Source organism: Gilliamella sp. B3482, assembly GCF_026536805.1.
GTDB classification, from domain to species: Bacteria; Pseudomonadota; Gammaproteobacteria; order Enterobacterales; family Orbaceae; genus Gilliamella; species Gilliamella apicola_E.
Genome location: NZ_JAFNNL010000002.1, coordinates 244,741 through 262,654, shown reverse-complemented (window position 1 = coordinate 262,654; position 17,914 = coordinate 244,741). Strand labels below are relative to the sequence as shown.

Below are 17,914 nucleotides of genomic sequence, written 5' to 3'. Positions count from 1 at the left end.
AAACTTATGAGTAAGGCAATAAAAAAAATTTCTGCGGTTTTATTTGATATGGATGGGGTTCTAATTGATTCAAATACCGTTATTGAAAAAGCGTGGATTGAGGCAGGCAAGTTATATGGAATAACCGTCAAGGATGACGATATTGTTAAACATATTCATGGCCAACCCGGGCCACATACAATTAAAGCACTGTTTGGGCATCTATCAACTGAAGCGCAAAAAAGTGTTCAAGACTATATCATGCACGCTGAAAATACTGCTGATTATGATCCAATACCAGGTGTTGCACAATTAATACATGCATTAGCGAAAGCCAAAATTAGGGTGGGGATTGTAACCAGTGGTTGGCGCGAAAAAATAGATCGAATAATGGCAATGTTGAATATTCAGGAATGTATTTCTGTGATAGTGGAACGAAACGATGTGGCTCGTGGAAAACCCTACCCCGATCCTTATCTTCTTGGCGCTAAACGCCTTATGCTACCACCCGCTGAAACGTTAGTATTTGAAGACTCAATAAGTGGCGTGACTTCAGCAGTTGAAGCTGGCGCCTATTGTGTTGGAATAGGCGATGCTGAGCTTATCAAACACGGAGCACAAACTGCGATCCCCGACTTTTCAAAAGTTAACGTGATAAATGATAGCATTATTGTGTTGGATGACGACCATAAGCTCATTTTAAACAATACATCAACCACAATCGATTAGATGAAGCTTTTAATGTTTGTATGTAAAAGTTGTAAAACTTGCTGAGTTTTTTCTGCATGAACATTATGACCAGCACCTTCTACTATTTCAATTTGAGCATTTGGAAATTGGCTAAATATTGCTGGATAATCCTTATCAGTAATATAGTTTGAATTGCCACCTCGGATGAATAATGTCGGTACGTTACAAGGTGAAATTGTCTGCCAATCGCATATATTGTCATATTGATTAATAATGACTTGAGCATTAAACAACCAATGCTGATGTTTAAAAGATTTAAGTAAAAATGAAATTGTCGGGGCACTTAAATCATGCATAAGCTCAATAATCTGCTTTTTATCAGTTAATTGTTGATTAATACATTTTTCTAAAGCGTTAAGAACAGGTGCATTTGCCGTTTGATTATATTTAACTGGCGCAATATCAATGACACAGATTTTAGAAACAGGAATAAGTTGGCTTAATTGCATGGCAACTTTTCCTCCCATTGAATGGCCGATTAATATAATATTTTGTAACTGCAAATCATGACATAATTCAGCAACATCTTCAGCCATCACTTCATAATTCATAACATTTGACCATGGTGATTGACCATGATTGCGCAAATCAACCTGAATAGTTTGGTAATGACTAGACAGATCTTTAGCTAACATATTTAAATTATCTAGGCTTCCAAATAAACCATGCATCAATAAAACTGGTTGATTATCACCCTGTATTTTATAGTTTAATTTCATTATGCCACTCTACAATTTATAGTAATTAAGACTGTTTCGTCATCACTAATAAACAATTCAATAACCCCAAAAGCATAACTATGATAGAATTTAGTTCAAATTTTTCAATTAATATTAAAAACTATGTTTCAAAATAACCCTTTACTAGCCCAACTAAAAAAAGAATTATATGAACAAAAACCTCGTGTTGAAGGTATCGTCCGAGCGCATGAAAAAGGTTTTGGCTTTCTAAATGTTGACAACAAAACTGACTACTTTATTGCTGTTTCGAAAATGAAAATGGTTTGTCATGGTGATAAAGTTTCTGGCACTATTTCCACCATTAACGATAAAACATCATTTGAACCTGAAGTATTAATTGAAAGTAGTTTACAAAAATTTATTGGCAAAATTGGTTTTTTAGATAATGCGATGGTCATTTATCCCGAAAATATACCTGTCAATTTTGCCATTCGCTGTAAAGTTAATCCTGAAGTAAAGCAAAAATTAAAAGAAGGTGATTGGGTTGTTGCCACCTTACAATCTCATCCATTAGAAAAAAATAAAAATCATTTTCTTGCTGAAATAACAAAATTTATTGCCAGTGCTGATTCAATTTATCAACTATGGCTTAAAACTTTGGCTCGTTATAATTTAGAAGACAAAGCTCCACAAGCTGAATCTTTAACAATTTCAGAGACTGAAAAAGAAAATCGTCAAGATTTAACGGATATTCAATTTTTTACAATTGACAGTGAAAATACCGAAGATATGGACGATGCGATTACCATTTCACAAGATGATATGGGTAATTATAACCTGATGATCGCCATCGCTGATCCAACCGCATATATTGAGCAAGATAGTGAAATCGACAATATCGCAAAAAACCGAAACTTTACCACCTATCTGCCCGACTTTAATATTCCAATGTTACCAAAACAGTTAGCGGACGATCTTTGTTCATTAAAAGCTAATCAAAAACGTCCAGCTATGGTTTGTAAAATTAAAATTGATAAAAATGGCGAATTTACGAATGATGATATCAGTTTTTTACCCGCATGGATTGAATCGAAAGCTAAGCTTTCTTACCACAATGTGTCTGAATTTTTAGAGAATCGTGGTGATTTAAATATCGATGACGCGGCAATAAAAAACCAACTAAAATTATTATCAGAATTGGCAAAAACACGGATAAATTGGCGCCAACAAAATGCGTTAGTTTTCAAAGTGAACAATGATTATCGATTTATCCTTGATAATAATCGTCAAGTAAAAACAATCATTAAAGAATCTCGTGGCATCGGCAATAATATTGTTGAAGAAGTGATGATTATCGCTAATTTAGCGCTCACCATGTATTTGAAAGAAAAAGTAGGTACTGGCGTATTTAACACTCATTCAGGCTTTGATACCAAATACATTGAACAAATATTAAAAATATTAGCAGACAATGGCATTACAGATTTTGATAAAGAATCTCTTACTTCATTTGAAGGCTATGTTAAATTCCGCCGATTAAGTGATGATAATGACTTCTTATCAACACGATTAAGAAAGTTCCAAACACCTGCTGATTTCTCTATAAAACCAGAACCTCACTTTGGTTTAGGATTTGATGCTTATGCAACATGGACTTCACCAATTCGAAAATATGGTGATATGATAAACCATCGTATACTTAAAACCTCGCTTAAAGCAGAAGCCTTAACAGCTCCATCCAACGAACAATTAGAGAGCATGGCTGATAGACGTAAAAAATTACGTTTAGCTGAGCGCGATATTGCCGAAAACCTTTATTGCCAATATTTATCTAACAAAATAGGACAAGAGTTCGCAGCGGAAATATTAGATATCAACCGTGGCGGTGCAAGAGTTCGTTTAAATGATATTGGCGCATTAGCATTTTTACCACTGTCAATGATTCATGCCGTGCGCGATGAAATATCAACTAGTCCGGATGAAGGGCTAATTAAAATTAAAGGCGAAACTGCATACAAAATTGCTGATTTGATCACTGTTAAAATTCATGAAATTAAAATGGAAAATCTATCGGTTATTGTAAAACTCAATGAATCTAACTCTTAAATTTCCTAGTCAATTTAATCAGTTACAAACTATGATTAATAACCCTGATAATTATCAGGGTTAAGCTAAAAAATATTAATAATATTTTTAACATTTATCCTCTTTTTTTTAATAATAATATCTGCTATCTTTCACCGCTCAAAAAAATAAAAAATAAAGCTAGTTTAAACTGCTATATGGAGAGGAAAAAAGATGTCAATTCACGGCCACGAAGTGTTACAAATGATGGATGGGAATGATTATACTGAATCATCTTTACTTGAAGCCATACACAAAAAATTTGGTACCGAGGCTAAATTTCATACCTGTTCCAACTCCGATATGAATGCCGAGCAACTTATTGCCTTTTTAAAAGCAAAAGGAAAATTTAAGCCGGCTTCAATTGATGATTCACAATTTACCGTCGATGTTCGAAAAATATGTCGACATTAATAAAAACTTACAAAAGAATAATAAATGCGTTTTTATAAATTTAATGTAATCATCTAGTGTTTTTAAAAGAATAAGAGTATATAATTTCGCGCTACGGCTCCACTAAAAAGTGTAAGTTGCTCATCCTGAAATTACAACTCAAGAATATGTTCGTGGAATTTGATATATGAAAATAAGTAATATCCTTACATGCGCCATTGTCTCTATTCTTGCCGCAGGCTGTGTAAAAAACAATACGTCTTCAACCGATGGTAAAACTGAAGTTGATCAGTTAGCGATTTTAAAGCAACAATCTGAACAAAATAATTCGTTTGTTGTGGACGCAAAAAAACAATTACTTCAACTCGTTGGAGACAAACACTTTGACAGCTATATAACCAAACACGGTATTTTAAACTGTAAAGGTGACAGCAACCAATCTGCCTGTGTGCTAAATTTTTATCTCAAAGAATTCTACAAGCTAAAATATGACATTCAACTTAAAAGAGTCGTCGAGGAAAACCAAGCTGAACATAATCTTGAGTTGAAAAAAATCACACCAACTGATGGTAATGTTAAAAATTACTGTCAATGGTCAGCAGATTTTATTGAAGCTGTTTATACCAATGATATCAATAATATAACCCAAAGTTATCAAACTTTATTTAAGATGTCAGTGCAAGATTTGGCCGCTTTAAAAGCTAAAATTCTCAAAGATAACTACTCTCACTTTTTGATTGATGAAAACCCAAGTATTCTTCAAGAGATGAGAAGCGACTTTATGGAAAAATGCTTAAGTAGCCCTAAAGACAATATTATCAATTACAACAATATTTTTAGATAATACTCAAGTGAGTCTTTTTATGTACAATTTATTACCTATTAGTCGATTTAGTAAAACATTAACTTGCAAGATAGTTTGTATCGCATCCTTATCTTGTTTAAGTTTTTCTTCATGGGCTTTTACATTTAACGATGTTGTGACACAAGCAGAAAAACTATCAAAAAAAGCTTATGTCCAACCATCTAAAAATATTCCTAGTGAATTATCGTCACTACAATTTGCCGATTATCAAAAGATTTATTTTAAGCATGATAAAGCATATTGGAGCGATCGCAAAAGTCGTTTCAAACTCGAATTTTATCATGAAGGTATGTATTTTGATGTACCTGTCAAAATTAATGAGATTGTAAACAATCAAGTTAATGAAATTAAATTTAGCCCAGATTACTTCGATTTAAGTCCTATTAATTTAGATAAGTTAGATACTAAAAAACTAGGCTTTGCTGGATTTAAAGTGCACTATCCAATTAATAACCCAGCAAAAACCGACGATGAAATATTTACCGCACTAGGTGGTAGCTATTTCCGTGCTGTTGGTAAAAATCAGCATTATGGTCTTTCAGCTCGTGGACTTGCGATTGATACAGGCGAAATGTCTGGCGAAGAGTTTCCACGTTTTAAAGAGTATTGGATTGAACGCCCAGAACCAAATCAAAAACATTTAGTCATTTATGCCCTACTTGATTCTAAAAGTGTAACAGGGGCTTACAAAATTACCTTAATTCCAAGTGTTGATACTACTATTACTGTAGAAGCCAAAGTATTCTTCCGTGATTCAGTTAAAAAACTTGGTGTGGCACCACTGACTAGTATGTTCTTATTTGGCCCTAACCAACCATCACCACTATTAAACTATCGTCCAGCAATGCACGATTCTAATGGACTTTCAATCCAGGCCAAAAATGAGTGGATTTGGCGTCCATTAAATAATCCTAAACGCTTATCTTTTTCATCATATAGTTTAGAAAGCCCTAAAGCATTTGGTTTAATTCAACGTGACAAAGGTTTTGATGACTATCAAGATCTCGACGACCATTACGAACTTCGTCCAAGTGTATGGGTTGAAATATTGAATGATTGGCATAAAGGTCGAGTTGAATTGGTTGAAATCCCTACCGCAGATGAAACCAACGACAACATCGTTACCTACTGGGTACCCGAAAAACAATATAAAGCTGGTGATGTGTTAGATGTTAAATATCGATTACATTATTCACTCAACGAACAACAACGTTATCCAAAAAATGAAGCTAGAGCAGAGAGTACGCGCTTATCATTAGGTGATATAAAACAAGCAAACTTAATACGTAAACTTGATGGTTCTAATGCTTATGTTGTGGATTTTGTTGGTCCAAACTTATCAGAGCAAGACCCAGTTGACGTTATTTCAAGTATTAATAATGGTTCAATAGTTAGCTGTGATACACAATACAACTCTGTAACAAAAGGTTGGCGAGTACTAGTGCGATTCAACGTTGAAGATAACAAAAAACCAACTGACATTCGCCTTCAATTATCGTCGAAAAAATCACATACGATCGTGTCCGAAACTTGGAGCGGACAATTTCCGGCTCAATGATCTTAATAATAAGCACATAACATGAAAAAAGATTATTTCGAAAACCTATCTGACGCCGAATATTGGCGTCAGAAATCGGAAGACTTGCCAAACGATAAACTCGAATTTCTAAAATATCGACTCAATCAAGTTGGCAAAACTGATCATTTTAATGATGAAAGAAAACAACAACCAACTTATCCAAAAGTTGAGCGTGTTTCGGTTCAACCACAAATTTGGAATGAACGTTATAGTCCTCAATCCAAACCTGGTCTGAATATCATCGCACTTATTCGTCGTTTAATTATGTTTGTGCTTATTGCCATACAAACTTATTACGGCACAACTTACTTATCAACCTTATTACCTTATCAAAGCTGGCAACAAATCAATTTTATGGCAAATTGGGATATCAACCCAGAACTTGCCATTTACAGCATCATTCCTTATATCATACAAGGTTTTATCATTGCTTTATTTGCTATCCTATTTTGTTGGATTTCAATTGGATTTTGGACTAGCATCATGGGGCTTATTTTGGCGGTGATCAAAAAAGATCGCTATACTATTGCCATCCCCAATGATCCCGCTAACCACATTGACGCCAAACATCGTACTGCATTAGTCATGCCAATTTGTAATGAAGATGTTTCACGGGTATTTGCAGGGCTAGAAGCAACTTATGAATCGCTAGTTGAGACAGGACATGCGCAGTGTTGTGATTTTTATATTCTAAGCGACACCAATGATCCCGATCTCTATGTCAATGAATTAAAAGCATGGGCTGAATTTAACGCTAAAAAAGCTGACAATGGTTGTAATATCTTTTATCGCCACCGTAAGCGTCGCGTAAAACGTAAAAGTGGTAACATCGATGACTTCTGCCGTCGTTGGGGGCACCAATATGAATACATGATGATTCTTGATGCCGATAGTATTATGACCGGTGATTGTATCTTAAAAATGATCGCAATGATGGAAATGAATCCAAAAGCAGGTATTTTACAGTCTCCGCCTAAATCGGTCAGAATGACAACCTTATATGGTCGTATTCAACAATTTGCCAATCAAATATACAGTGATATTTTTTGCTCAGGTACTCACTTCTGGCAATTAAGTGAAGCCCAATATTGGGGTCACAATGCTATGATTCGCCTAAAACCATTTATTGAGCACTGTATTTTATCGCCATTACAAAAACGTAAAGGCCCTATTCATATCTTATCGCACGATTTAGTTGAAGCGACGTTAATGCGTCGTGCAGGTTATGGCGTATGGATTGCGTATGATATGAATGGTAGTTATGAAGAGCTACCAGGAAACATGATAGAAGATCTCAAACGCGATAATCGCTGGTGCATGGGTAATTTGATTAATTTGCGATTAATCTTCAAAAGTGGAATTACTTTAACTCACCGTGTAATGTTTTTAACCAGTGGTATGGCTTACATCTCGTCACTATTGTGGTTAATCTTCTTGATCTTCTCTACTCTCTTATTATTAGTGTTCAATATATCTGAACCACAATACTTCTTCCAACCTAACCAATTTTATCCAACGTGGCCAAAGTGGGATGAACAATTAGCTATTCAATTACTTTCAACCACAATGGTATTGCTATTTGCACCTAAACTGTTTAGTTATGGCATTATTATTGCTCGAACAGGTGCAAAAGATGTGGGTGGAATATTCAAATTATCATTATCGATTTTAATTGAAATGGTATGGTCGATGATCCTTGCACCAATCCGCATGATCTTCCACAGCAAGTTTGTGGTTAAAGCATGGCTGGGTAGCAAAATTCAATGGAAATCACCAGCAAGAAACGATGATGCCTTAACTTGGGGCGAATCATTCTACTTCTGTTGGCCATTATCGCTACTAGGCATAGTTTGGTTATGTGTGATTATTTGGTTAAATCCTCAATTTACTTATTGGTATATAGCGATATTAATTCCATTAACCATTTCACCATTAGTTGTTCGTATTTCTGGCTTATCAAGTATTGGTATGAAAGCCAAAAAAGCAGGGTTATTCTTAACACCGGAAGAAACCCATCCGTCGCGAGCAGTAAAACTAACTGGTGACTATTTAGTCCAAACCGAAGCTGCTTTTATTGAACATGGCTTTATTATGGCGCTTGTCGATCCTATTTATAATGCGTTAGCCTGTGCATTATCGACTTCTCGTCATTTACCTAACTCAAAAAATCAGCAGTTGCGAAAACAACTTATTGAGCATTATCAACAAGTGGATTTAGAAAAAATTAGTAAAGAACAACAATTAGCGATCTTAGAAGATCCAATTATTCTTTCTGCACTTCATCGCCATATCTGGCATCAACAAGAAAAATACGACAATTTGTTCACATTGTGGCAAAATGAATGCCAGCAATAAGAAATAGGGCTTAATGCCCTATTTCTTCTTTTAGAAATTAATCAATATGCATGGATATTTTTTATGACTTGGCAACCTACTGCATCTATTAATAATTTACTTAAGCGCGCTAAAATTGTATCTAAAGTAAGACATTTTTTTGCTGACCGCTGTATTTTGGAAGTGGAAACCCCGACCCTAAGTCAATATGCGGTAACCGATGTACATCTTAGTTCATTTCATACCTTATTTTTAAAACCTGGTGAAAACGATGAACAACAAGGGCGAAAAATGTCATTAATCACTAGCCCTGAATATCATATGAAACGGTTATTAGCTGCTGGCAGTGGACCGATTTATCAAATCTGTAAATGTTTTCGCAATCATGAAGAAGTAAGCCGTTATCATAACCCTGAATTTACAATGCTCGAATGGTATCGTATTCAATTTGATATGATGCAAATGATCAACGAAGTCGATGATCTACTGCAAAGCATCCTAGATTGTGAACCTGCGGAACGAATCTCTTACCAAAAGGCATTCCAACGTCATCTTAATATTGACCCACTAGAAGCTGATCACGCAACTTTAGTTGAAGCTATCAAACAACTAAATATTGAACTCAATACTGATGATTATGATCGCGACACCTTATTACAATGTTTATTTAGTTTTGGCGTTGAACCGCATATTGGACAAGAAAAACCTATCGCTGTTTATAACTTCCCTGCCTCACAGGCAGCTTTAGCAGCGATCAGTTCAGAAGATCATCGTGTAGCAAGCCGTTTTGAGTTTTATTACAAAGGGGTTGAACTAGCTAATGGATTTAAAGAACTCACCAATCCGCAAGAACAAAAGATGCGTTTTGAACAAAATAATATTGATCGAGCAAATCAAAACTTACCACCACAAAACATCGATATTGAATTAATCGCGGCTATGGAAGCAGGTTTACCCGATTGTGCTGGTGTTGCCGTTGGGCTTGACCGCTTAATTATGTTGGCACTTGATGCAATGAATTTAGATGATGTGATTTCATTCACGTTTGAAAGGGCTTAATCATGTTAGGAAGTTTAGGCTTAAGTGAATGGGCAGTTATAATTATTGCCATTATCGCCTTTGTTTTACTAATTGCCATGCTAAAAGCGCAATTTAAAGCGAATAACCTACATGGCATATATGATTTACAACTTAAACAAAGAAATAAAGAAAATCAGTCATTAATGGCAAATATCACTCAATTAGAACAAGAGTTGAGCCAATACCAACAACAAAATGTTGCTCAAAATATCAAAATTAGTGAATTAAAAACGCGCTTAGAAGAGATTATCAATGCCGCACATGAAAAACAGACAGTTTTAGAACAAAGCGAGCAACGATTAACCACGCAATTTGAAAACTTAGCCAATCGAATTTTTGAGCACAGTGGCAAAAAAATTGAGCAACAAAATAAACAAAGCTTAGAGTTTTTACTCTCACCACTTAAACAACAATTAGAGGGCTTTAAAAAGCAAGTTCAAGATAGCTTTGGTCAAGAAGCCAAAGAACGCCATACCCTAACTCACGAAATTCGCAACTTGCAACAGCTCAACGAACTCATGACGAAAGAAGCCACCAATTTAACCAATGCGTTAAAAGGCAATAACAAAACCCAAGGTAATTGGGGTGAATTTATTCTTAGTCAAATATTGGATAATTCCGGATTGCGTCAAGGTTACGAATATCACACTCAAGTTAATCTAACTAATGAAGATAACCGACGTCTACAACCAGATGTAATTGTTCACTTACCCCAAGGCGGTGATGTGGTCATCGATTCCAAAGTCACCTTAGTTGCCTATGAACGTTATTTTAATAGTGATGATGAAGAGACAAAAACTAGAGCCATTGCTGATCATTTAATTGCTGTGCGTAATCACTTAAAACAACTTAGTCAAAAAGATTACCATAAACTAAATGGCATTCAATCATTAGACTACATTCTAATGTTCATTCCTGTCGAACCGGCATTTTTATCCGCCATCGATCAAGATCCATCATTAATCAATGATGCATTAAAAAGTAACATCATGATTGTTAGCCCAACTACCCTATTGGTTGCCTTGCGAACTATTCATAATTTATGGCGTTTTGAATACCAAAATCGTAATGCCGAGCTTATTGCTGATAGAGCCAGCAAACTATATGACAAAGTACGTGGATTTATCGAAGATATGGAAAATCTAGGCAACTGTTTGGATAAAGCCCAACAAACCTATCAAAACTCAATGAACAAACTCTCGAAAGGGCGTGGTAACGTGATTGGTCAAATAGAACGATTTAGGGAATTAGGGATTGAAGTAAAAAAACCAATTAATCCAGATATAGCTCAACTATCAGTTGATGAACTTGAAAATGAAAAAGAACAGCTTAGTTAAATTGTTAACTAAAACATCTTAATTCACCATCATAAAAAATACGTGTATACTCATTTGGTATAAGAAGGAGTACGATATGTCAAACAATAATGAAGTCAGTTTCGAAGAAACCATCAAGCAACTTGAAGCAATTGTCACTCAACTTGAAAATGGCGATTTACCATTAGATGAAGCACTAAATGAATTCGAAAAAGGCATCAAACTAGCTCGTTCTGGTCAAAAACAACTTAATGAAGCTGAGCAACGCATCCAAATTTTATTATCTGAAAATAGTGATGCACAATTATCTGAATTTTCCATTGATAATAATGAATAGCCTAAAACCATTACAAGAACGTATTGATAACTATCTAACAACATATATTTCGCAGTTTGCACCATCTAATTTGCAACAAGCGATGAGTTACAGCCTGCTTGCTGGTGGCAAGCGAATACGCCCTATTCTGGTCTATTTAACCGGACAAATGTTTAATTGTCCGCTAACCAAACTCGATTCAGTTGCTGCAGCCATTGAATCGATGCATACCTACTCATTAATTCATGATGACTTACCCGCAATGGATGATGATAATCTAAGGCGAGGAAAACCAACCTGCCACATAAAATTTGGCCAAGCACAAGCCATCCTCGCTGGTGATGCACTACAATCACTAGCATTCAGCCTATTATCCGAAAACCAACAAATCAGCAACCAAAGTAAAATAAAAATGATTGCTGAACTAGCAAGTGCAAGTGGCCTTGCTGGAATGTGTTTAGGTCAATCACTGGATTTACAAGCAGAACACCAAACAGTCACGTTGGAACATTTACAAACTATCCATAACTATAAAACTGGCGCCTTAATTCAAGCGGCAGTAAGGCTCGGTGCTTATTCATGCGATGAGGTAGCTCAACCTTATTACCCAATGTTAGACAACTATGCTAAAGCAATTGGACTAGCATTCCAGATACAAGATGACATATTAGACGTCATTGGTGAACAAGAGCTGATGGGTAAACCACAAGGCTCTGATCTTAAGCTAGAAAAAAGCACTTATCCAGCATTGATGGGTTTACAAAATGCCATCGAAATGACACACAAGTTATATCAACAAGCTATCGATAGTCTGACGCAAATACCTTATAATAGCCAACCATTACAAGACCTTGCTGGTTTTATTATTAATCGAAATAGTTAACTAAATAACTAGATGATAAAAATGAATTTAGACAAATATCCTCTATTAAAGCAAATCAATTCACCTGCGGATCTTAGGCGATATCCGCTCGCACAATTGCCAGCAATTAGTCAGGAACTACGACAATTTTTATTAGACAGTGTCAGCCAATCTAGTGGTCATTTAGCTTCAGGTCTTGGTGTGGTCGAATTAACAGTCGCGTTGCATTACGTCTATCAGACACCATTTGACAAAATTATATGGGACGTAGGTCATCAAGCTTATCCACATAAAATTCTAACCGGTCGACGCGATCAGATGCTAACTATTCGCCAAAAAGGGGGATTACACCCGTTTCCTCACCGAAATGAAAGTGAATATGATGTATTAACAACAGGACATTCATCAACCTCAATAAGTGCAGCGCTGGGTATTGCCATCGCAGAGCAAAAAAAACAGTCAGGTAAAAAAGTCGCCGCTATTATAGGTGATGGGGCCTTAACTGCTGGTATGGCATTTGAAGCGATGAACCATGCTGGGCACATAAAACCAGATATGCTAGTTATCGTTAATGACAATGATATGTCCATTTCAGAAAACACAGGTGCACTTAATCAACATTTGGCACAAATATTATCAAGCAAAGCCTACACCTCACTTCGTGAAAGTGGCAAAAAAGTGCTTTCCAATATTCCACCATTAAAAGAACTATTCAAAAAAACGGAAGAGCACCTAAAAGGCTTAGTCACTCCGGCTATTTTATTTGAGGAATTAGGTTTTAACTATATTGGTCCTGTTGATGGACATGATATTGAAACATTAGTTGCCACCTTACAAAAAGTCAGACAACTAAAAGGCCCACAATTACTGCATATTATCACCCAAAAAGGAAAAGGTTATGCTCCAGCCGAGCAAAACCCAACCTTATGGCACGGCGTTCCTAAATTTAATCCAAATGAAGGAATATTACCTAGCACAAATAAAATTACCCCAACTTATTCCAAAATCTTTGGTGACTGGCTATGTGAAATAGCAGAGCAAGACAAACGCCTAATGGCAATCACACCAGCCATGAGCGAAGGTTCTGGCATGACTGAATTTGCTAAACGATTTCCAGATCAATTCTTTGATGTCGCCATTGCTGAACAACATGCAGTTACATTAGCTGCCGGCTTTGCTATTAGCGAATTAAAACCAGTGGTTGCTATCTACTCAACCTTCTTGCAACGAGCTTACGATCAAGTCATTCATGATATTGCCATCCAAAACTTACCGGTTTTATTTGCGATAGACCGCGCGGGCATTGTGGGGGCTGATGGTGAAACCCACCAAGGTGCGTTCGATCTAAGCTTTTTACGCTGTATTCCAAACTTAGTCATCATGACCCCAAGTGACGAAAACGAATGCCGACAAATGCTCTACACAGGCTATTTACATGATGGACCAGCATTAGTACGCTACCCTCGAGGCGAAGGCACTGGCGCACATTTAGAGCCACTAAAAACAATACCACTAGGGCAATCAAAATGCTGTCGAGAGGGCAAAGAGATCGCTTTACTCAATTTTGGCACACTATTACCTGAAGTTTTACAAGTAGCCGAACAAATAAATGCTACAGTGATAGATATGCGTTTTGTAAAACCACTTGATGAAAAAGTCCTTTTGCACATTAGCCAAAGCCATAATATACTGGTCACCATCGAAGAAAACAGCATCAAAGGTGGAGCAGGAAGCGCTGTTAATGAATTTTTGTTATCGAAAAAAATAAAATGTGATATTTTAAATATCGGATTGCCTGATATTTTTATCCCGCAAGGCTCACAGCAAGAAATGCGCGATGAAGTCGGATTAAACGCTAAACATATAATCGACAAAATTAATAAATTTATCAAACTATAGGTTAAATATGGAAAATCAAGCTGTCACCGTTCAGATTTTTGGGCGAACGTTAAAATTTAATTGTCCAGTCGATGAAGTTGACGCACTTACAAATGCAGCTAAAGATTTAGATGCGCGATTAACAAATTTACGAGAAAAATCCCCCCAAGTTGGAAGCGATCAACTTATCATGACTGCTGCATTGAATATCTCTTACGAACTAACGAAAGAAAAAGAAAAAAGCGATGAATTTGCAAATCGACTAAAAATGCTACAGCAATTACTTGATTCCGCATTAAATACTAACAATTAGTTAGATGAAATGTAAATAAACCACAAAGACTATTGTATGATTTTCTAAATTTTGTATCATAGTAAACATCTCTGAGATGTTCGCGATATGGGTTAGTCCCCTGAGCCGATAATCTTTAATTTAGAATGGTGTGATTTTTAATTGGTGTGTATGCCTAATTAACTTAGGAAACCTAAAAATTAAAACATGCTATTCACCTTGAACCTCGGGTTCAAGGGTTACGCCCCTAACGGCATCTTGGAGTCTTTATTCCTTCTCTCTTTCAAATAAAAACTTATGGACATTCGGCAAACTATACGTCAAAAAAGACGTGAATTATCTCAAGCACAACGCGACAGCGCACAGGCCATAATCTACCAACAAATTAAAAACCATCCTGCCGTCAGCCAAGCACAACATATTGCAATATTCTTATCATTTGATGGAGAAGTCGATACTAAACCGATTATTGAATATCTATGGCAACAAAATAAATCGGTCTATTTACCTGTCCCAGTTGCTGAACATAAACTAATCTTCTTAAATTACACCCCAAATACACCACTAGTAAAAAATAGCTTTGGTATCTTAGAACCAGTAATCGATAAAACTAAAATCATAAATATTGAACAACTTGATATCATCTTTACGCCACTTGTGGCTTTTGATGACCGAGGATTTCGTATCGGTATGGGCGGTGGCTATTATGATCGCTTGCTTGAAAACTACCAACAACAGCAAATTTATCCTATTGGGCTAGCATTTGCCTGCCAAAAAGTTGATCATGTTGATAATCAGCATTGGGATGTTAATTTACCGGAAATCATTTATGCTTAATCTGGTTAAGGACCCATTTTTATATTCACTATCGCTCATTACTAGATTAAAAAATAATTAATTTGTTTTTCTACAATTAACAGCCAATTTAGTTATATAATAAAACAAGCAATATCTTTTTTTACACGCATCACCGTCTTATCTTATTCCTTAATAAATTAGTTTTTCAATAAAATCAGTCACAACACTACAACTATAAAGTTACAATCTAATAAGGAGTATTGCAATGTCAGAAAAAAAAGAACTCACCACCAATAATGGTGCCCCTATTGCCGACAATCAAAACTCTCGCACTGCTGGCCCTCGTGGACCGGTATTGATTGACGACTATCAATTAATCGAAAAACTCGCTCAGTTTAACCGTGAAAATATTCCGGAAAGACGAGTCCATGCCAAAGGCTCTGGCGCACACGGAACATTTACCGTCACCAATGACATTACTCAATATAGCTATGCCAGCATTTTTGCCGAAGTTGGCAAACAAACTCCCGTTTTTGCTCGATTTTCAACTGTTGGCGGTGAACGTGGTTCATCTGACACGGCACGTGATCCACGTGGATTTTCAGTAAAATTTTACACAGATCAAGGTAACTGGGATATCGTCGGTAATAACACGCCAGTATTTTTTATTCGTGATGCACTCAAATTCCCAGACTTTATTCACACCCAAAAACGCGATCCTAAGACCAACTTAAAAGATCCGCAAATGATGTGGGACTTTTTCTCTTTATCGCCAGAATCACTTCATCAAGTAACAATTCTATTTTCTGACCGAGGCATTCCAGACGGATTTCGACATATGCATGGTTTTGGTAGCCATACTTATAGTTTAATCAACAAAGATAATGTACGAACTTGGGTAAAATGGCATTTTAGAACGGAACAAGGCATTAAAAATATTCATCCTAAAAAAGCCGCAGAACTCGACGGTAGCAACCCTGATTCAGCGCAAGAAGATCTCTTTAATGCCATTGAACAAGGTAACTACCCTAAATGGCGACTTTATATACAAGTGATGAGTGAAGAACAAGCCAATAACCACCCAGAAAACCCATTTGATGTCACTAAAGTTTGGTCACAAAAACAGTTTCCACTTATTGAAGTTGGTGTTATGGAGCTTAACCGTAATCCAGAAAACTATTTTGCTGAAGTCGAACAATCCGCATTTGAACCAAGTAATATTGTACCTGGTATTGGCTTATCACCGGATAAAATGTTACAAGGGCGAATTTTTGCGTATGCTGATGCGCACCGTTATCGTATCGGTACAAACTACCAACAATTACCAATCAATGCACCTAAATGCCCGGTACACAATTATCAACGTGACGGAGCTATGCGCTTTTATACGCCAGATAATGCACCAAACTATGAACCAAATAGTGTTGATAGTGCACCTAAACAACAACCGCAGTATGCTGAGCCACCGATGCATGTCCCTGCCGGCACAATGGATAAACACGATCATCGTGTTGATGGTGATTACTATTCGCACCCACGTGCATTATTTAATTTAATGCGTCCAGATCAAAAACAACTGCTTATTGATAATATTGTCACTTCGATGAAAAACGTCGATCGTGATATTCAAATTAGACAGCTTAAACACTTCTATAAAGTCCATCCCGATTATGGTTCAGGTGTAGCAAAAGGGTTAGGTGTTGAAGTTGATCTAATCAAAAGCTAAAAAGCAAAATAATCGTGCCGACACCATTGTGTCGGCATTGACCTTTATCTTAATAGAAATAAGTGTTAATACCTTTACTATCTCTCCTCACATAATTGTTAGACTTTGTCGAACTTATCGGGCTGACTAGTTATGACAAAAGAAATTGAATTGTATAAATGCAAAATTAAAGCAGTGAGAGGAATTTGCTGTGGGTATTTTTACAAAGATAAATTGCAAAGTTGTTGGTAATAAATGGCGTTATTTAGGGAAGGAAGTAAATTAAGTTAACAAAATTGATTGAGTGAATCGATATTACAGCTTCAACTCAATCAATCGTTAAAGTTAGCGCTTTTTGCGACGGTCAATTGCAGCCATTAAAGGACGATGACACTTATAAATCATATCCGGTGGCAGCATAATTAATTCCGCTAATGGCGCTGTCCAATCAGGAATTTGCGTATTTTCTGGGTGTTTAGGATCGATGGGATTATCAACATTATAAAGCTCAGTGTTAGCAAATAACGCTTCTTTTTTAGCGACATCAACATCATCACTATCGCCTAGCATTTTGCAATTATCTAATAACTCATTCGCAAATTGTTCCGGCCAATCTTCGGCAAAATGCTTAAATTTAGCTAAACCTGAAATATGTCTTAACATATCACGAAACAGCAATAAATAAACCATCTGAACGTTCCGTCCGGACAAATTAGCCAACTGCTCATCTGATAAAGTATTATTGATAACTGCAGGACCCCATTTAAAAAACAGCGTGTCTCTATACACCTTAATTACACGTTTAAGAGGACGGTATTTCAATTTAACTAAATTATCAATCTCACGCGATAATTGCATTGTCGGATATCCGACACGATTACGACCATTCAAATCTCGCTCAGACAGCGCCGGAGCATTTTTTTCTTTATTCCCTGATAAAAGCTTTTTCAAAAAACCTAACAT

At 36.2% G+C, this 17,914-nt stretch carries 16 protein-coding genes and 1 other RNA gene; 15 read left to right on the top strand and 2 right to left on the bottom strand.

Features of this window, described 5'->3' with window-relative positions:
* Window positions 1–6 precede the first annotated feature (6 nt).
* Window positions 7–708: an HAD family hydrolase gene (locus tag J3U18_RS04410; RefSeq protein WP_267353040.1), complete on the top strand. Its 702-nt coding sequence runs from the start codon at window positions 7–9 to the stop codon at window positions 706–708.
* On the opposite strand, the gene J3U18_RS04405 is transcribed toward J3U18_RS04410, so the two are convergent.
* Window positions 705–1,448 carry an alpha/beta fold hydrolase gene (locus tag J3U18_RS04405; RefSeq protein ID WP_267353039.1) on the bottom strand — a complete coding sequence of 248 codons (744 nt, stop codon included), beginning with the start codon at window positions 1,446–1,448 and terminating at the stop codon, window positions 705–707. The two genes, J3U18_RS04410 and J3U18_RS04405, sit on opposite strands and share 4 nt — an antisense overlap.
* Window positions 1,449–1,571: 123 nt before the next feature.
* Here J3U18_RS04405 and J3U18_RS04400 point away from each other — a divergent pair, with 123 nt between their 5' ends.
* The 14 genes from J3U18_RS04400 to J3U18_RS04335 all read left to right on the top strand — a co-directional run bounded on the left by J3U18_RS04400 (window position 1,572) and on the right by J3U18_RS04335 (window position 16,972).
* Window positions 1,572–3,515: an exoribonuclease II gene (locus J3U18_RS04400; protein WP_267353038.1), complete on the top strand. Its 1,944-nt coding sequence runs from the start codon at window positions 1,572–1,574 to the stop codon at window positions 3,513–3,515.
* A gap of 192 nt (window positions 3,516–3,707) precedes the next feature.
* A complete protein-coding gene (locus J3U18_RS04395; protein WP_065563359.1) occupies window positions 3,708–3,947 on the top strand; it encodes a YecH family metal-binding protein in 240 nt (79 codons plus the stop codon).
* A 166-nt stretch (window positions 3,948–4,113) separates the two neighbouring features.
* Window positions 4,114–4,770, top strand: a complete 657-nt coding sequence (locus J3U18_RS04390; protein WP_267353037.1) for a hypothetical protein — start codon at window positions 4,114–4,116, stop codon at window positions 4,768–4,770.
* A 19-nt stretch (window positions 4,771–4,789) separates the two neighbouring features.
* Window positions 4,790–6,349, top strand: a complete 1,560-nt coding sequence (locus tag J3U18_RS04385) for a glucan biosynthesis protein G (RefSeq protein WP_065563357.1) — start codon at window positions 4,790–4,792, stop codon at window positions 6,347–6,349.
* A 21-nt stretch (window positions 6,350–6,370) separates the two neighbouring features.
* On the top strand, window positions 6,371–8,725 hold the full coding sequence (gene mdoH / locus J3U18_RS04380) for a glucans biosynthesis glucosyltransferase MdoH (protein WP_267331040.1): 2,355 nt from the start codon (window positions 6,371–6,373) through the stop codon (window positions 8,723–8,725).
* Between the two features lie 63 nt (window positions 8,726–8,788).
* Window positions 8,789–9,763 (top strand): elongation factor P--(R)-beta-lysine ligase, encoded by a 975-nt coding sequence (gene epmA / locus J3U18_RS04375; RefSeq protein ID WP_267353036.1) that lies wholly within the window; start codon window positions 8,789–8,791, stop codon window positions 9,761–9,763.
* A 2-nt stretch (window positions 9,764–9,765) separates the two neighbouring features.
* The gene (gene rmuC, locus J3U18_RS04370; protein ID WP_267353035.1) at window positions 9,766–11,121 is read left to right on the top strand and encodes a DNA recombination protein RmuC; all 1,356 of its coding nucleotides are present in this window, start codon (window positions 9,766–9,768) and stop codon (window positions 11,119–11,121) included.
* Window positions 11,122–11,197: 76 nt separating this feature from the next.
* Entirely contained in the window at window positions 11,198–11,437 is a 240-nt protein-coding gene (xseB, locus tag J3U18_RS04365; protein WP_065563353.1) for an exodeoxyribonuclease VII small subunit, read from the top strand.
* Window positions 11,430–12,299 (top strand): (2E,6E)-farnesyl diphosphate synthase, encoded by an 870-nt coding sequence (ispA, locus tag J3U18_RS04360; RefSeq protein ID WP_220225753.1) that lies wholly within the window; start codon window positions 11,430–11,432, stop codon window positions 12,297–12,299. Before xseB ends, ispA begins: the two co-directional genes overlap by 8 nt.
* Window positions 12,300–12,314: 15 nt before the next feature.
* The gene (gene dxs / locus J3U18_RS04355) at window positions 12,315–14,177 is read left to right on the top strand and encodes a 1-deoxy-D-xylulose-5-phosphate synthase (RefSeq protein WP_416380384.1); all 1,863 of its coding nucleotides are present in this window, start codon (window positions 12,315–12,317) and stop codon (window positions 14,175–14,177) included.
* 7 nt (window positions 14,178–14,184) lie between these two features.
* On the top strand, window positions 14,185–14,469 hold the full coding sequence (gene zapA / locus J3U18_RS04350) for a cell division protein ZapA (RefSeq protein ID WP_065563351.1): 285 nt from the start codon (window positions 14,185–14,187) through the stop codon (window positions 14,467–14,469).
* A 65-nt stretch (window positions 14,470–14,534) separates the two neighbouring features.
* A non-coding RNA gene (gene ssrS, locus J3U18_RS04345) (6S RNA) lies at window positions 14,535–14,717 on the top strand.
* 28 nt (window positions 14,718–14,745) lie between these two features.
* The gene (locus J3U18_RS04340; protein WP_267353033.1) at window positions 14,746–15,285 is read left to right on the top strand and encodes a 5-formyltetrahydrofolate cyclo-ligase; all 540 of its coding nucleotides are present in this window, start codon (window positions 14,746–14,748) and stop codon (window positions 15,283–15,285) included.
* A gap of 226 nt (window positions 15,286–15,511) precedes the next feature.
* Window positions 15,512–16,972, top strand: a complete 1,461-nt coding sequence (locus J3U18_RS04335) for a catalase (protein ID WP_267353032.1) — start codon at window positions 15,512–15,514, stop codon at window positions 16,970–16,972.
* 324 nt (window positions 16,973–17,296) lie between these two features.
* Here the strand turns inward: J3U18_RS04335 and J3U18_RS04330 are convergent, their stop codons facing one another.
* Window positions 17,297–17,914 (bottom strand): hypothetical protein, encoded by a 618-nt coding sequence (locus J3U18_RS04330; protein ID WP_220225747.1) that lies wholly within the window; start codon window positions 17,912–17,914, stop codon window positions 17,297–17,299.